This is a genomic window from Colwellia sp. BRX8-7, from assembly GCF_014077275.1.
Taxonomy (GTDB): Bacteria; Pseudomonadota; Gammaproteobacteria; order Enterobacterales; family Alteromonadaceae; genus Colwellia_A.
Genome location: NZ_JACGVP010000059.1, coordinates 1 through 1,837, shown reverse-complemented (window position 1 = coordinate 1,837; position 1,837 = coordinate 1). Strand labels below are relative to the sequence as shown.

At 33.9% G+C, this 1,837-nt stretch carries 3 protein-coding genes and 1 pseudogene; 1 reads left to right on the top strand and 3 read right to left on the bottom strand.

Features of this window, described 5'->3' with window-relative positions; translation table 11 throughout:
• Positions 1-159, top strand: a pseudogene (locus H4J57_RS19370) (IS110 family transposase); the annotation flags it as partial.
• 32 nt (positions 160-191) lie between these two features.
• Here the strand turns inward: H4J57_RS19370 and H4J57_RS19365 are convergent.
• The 3 genes from H4J57_RS19365 to H4J57_RS19355 form a co-directional block, all read right to left on the bottom strand.
• Positions 192-647 (bottom strand): hypothetical protein, encoded by a 456-nt coding sequence (locus H4J57_RS19365; protein WP_182243971.1) that lies wholly within the window; start codon positions 645-647, stop codon positions 192-194.
• A gap of 116 nt (positions 648-763) precedes the next feature.
• Positions 764-1,192 (bottom strand): hypothetical protein, encoded by a 429-nt coding sequence (locus tag H4J57_RS19360; RefSeq protein WP_182243970.1) that lies wholly within the window; start codon positions 1,190-1,192, stop codon positions 764-766.
• 124 nt (positions 1,193-1,316) lie between these two features.
• A complete protein-coding gene (locus H4J57_RS19355) occupies positions 1,317-1,697 on the bottom strand; it encodes a hypothetical protein (RefSeq protein WP_182243969.1) in 381 nt (126 codons plus the stop codon).
• Positions 1,698-1,837: the final 140 nt, after the last annotated feature.

The following is a 1,837-nucleotide window of genomic DNA, read 5'->3' as shown; positions in this document are numbered from 1 at the left end:
GGTAAACCACATAACAGCATAATAAGATCGCTTGCTTTCAAGTGGATAAGAATAATATTTAGGTGCTGGAAAACGAAGACGCCCTACAACGAATCAAAATATTTAGAAGCATTAAAACGAAGAGGTTCACCGTTGATAAAATTTGCAATAACTAGCTAAATTTTACTAGTTGTCCACCTCAGGGCGTGTTGTTATAAGGCACTTCTACAGTATTCTCGTTTTGGATCGTGAGGCCTAGTATTACAACCACTAGTAAAAGAATACTTTTTACCCAATTCTGTTGTTAACTCTACAGTACAAGTCATAGGCTTACCTAGTGCTGAGCCAAAAAAGTGATATTTATCTTGGTATTCCGCGTCAAATTTAAAGATGATTTTAGCTTCTTTTAACCAAGCCATCCAAATACCATTTTTATGTGCATTATTAGTAATAATATTAAAGTAAGAAGTATGTAATTCAAAAAATTCGTGTGTATCTGGGTAGATGCAATTTTCAATAATATTGAAGGTGATTTCTTGGCAGTTTTTTTGTATAGCAAAAGAATACAATTGGCCTATAGCCCAGTAGCCTAAATAATCATTATTACGACTTAAGCTCCATTGAACTAAATTATGCGCAATTCCCCTAAACTGACTTCTGCGCGCCATACTCTAATGCCTTATAACGCCCCATTAAGAGGCAAATAATTGTTGGCTAAAATAGGCGACGAAGGAGCAAATAGCCAACTGTTATTTGTCCTGCTTGAATGGCTTGTTATGAGTAATTAACTCTGAACTGTTTCTTGCCATTTATTAAATTGTTCATCTAATTTTAACGCTAGCTTTTCGTAGTTATCCCACGAATCAATTACATGAAAAACACTCGATAATTCGTCGGATAAGATTGAACCATAATCTTCATAATACATATTGGCTCCATAATAATATTGGGCAAATGCATTTCCTTTATCATTTAAATCATCTTCCCAGAATTTTTCATCACATTCTAATTTCAAAAACTCTGTTCCTGTCATTTGACGTGATTTAACTTTAGATATTGATTCAACTGACTCTTTTAAGTGTAATTCTCCAATTAAATCCCTTCTGATAACCCATGCTATGAACATCCCAATATGTGTACCAGCATTATCATCATTCAATTCACTTGGAAAATTTTCCGATCCATAGTGCCAATCCATTCTATCGTACGTCACTAAAATCTCCTTTACTCATAACGCCCATTTAAGGGGCAAAATTCAGTTGGCTAAAATAGGTGAACGGAGTGAACAAAAAGCCAACTGTATTTTGTCCCTCTTGAAATTCTTGTTATGTGCTGACCTATTTTGATCTAATTAATTTAACAAGCCAAAATATACAACTTAAAAGTGTAATTAAATAAAGTAAAGTATGAAACCAAAAGGCAAAAGGTGATTGGGAATAATTAATTACCCCTGAACTTCGTGTTATTACAGAGTTTTCAAACACTGGTTTGTATAAAAGTACCAAACTTACAAGAATGAAAACTGTACTTAAAAAAACACCTAACTGGCGCTTATTAGTTTCATTGTTGATAGGTTTATCATCAACTTCCCCTGAATTTAGTTTATAACGTAATACTTCTTCAGCCTCTAGTTTCCTATCAGGATAAGCTTTGCTGTCGATATGAGAAATCACGTCCTGTAATTCACCAATATTATATTTTGAGTAATCCGGTTTCATATACACCTAAAGCACATAACGCCCATATTAAGCGGCAAATAATAGTTGGCTAAAATAGTGAGGAACGAACGACAGCCAACTGTTATTTGTCCGTTTGAATTGCTTGTTAGGTGAAGTATTTCTGTAAATACAAAACCTTA

What these genes read in the sequence shown, in the direction of transcription:
- H4J57_RS19365 (WP_182243971.1), bottom strand. Translation starts at nt 647, where the DNA reads ATGGCGCGCAGAAGTCAGTTTAGGGGAATTGCGCATAATTTAGTTCAA.
- H4J57_RS19355 (WP_182243969.1), bottom strand. Translation starts at nt 1,697, where the DNA reads ATGAAACCGGATTACTCAAAATATAATATTGGTGAATTACAGGACGTG.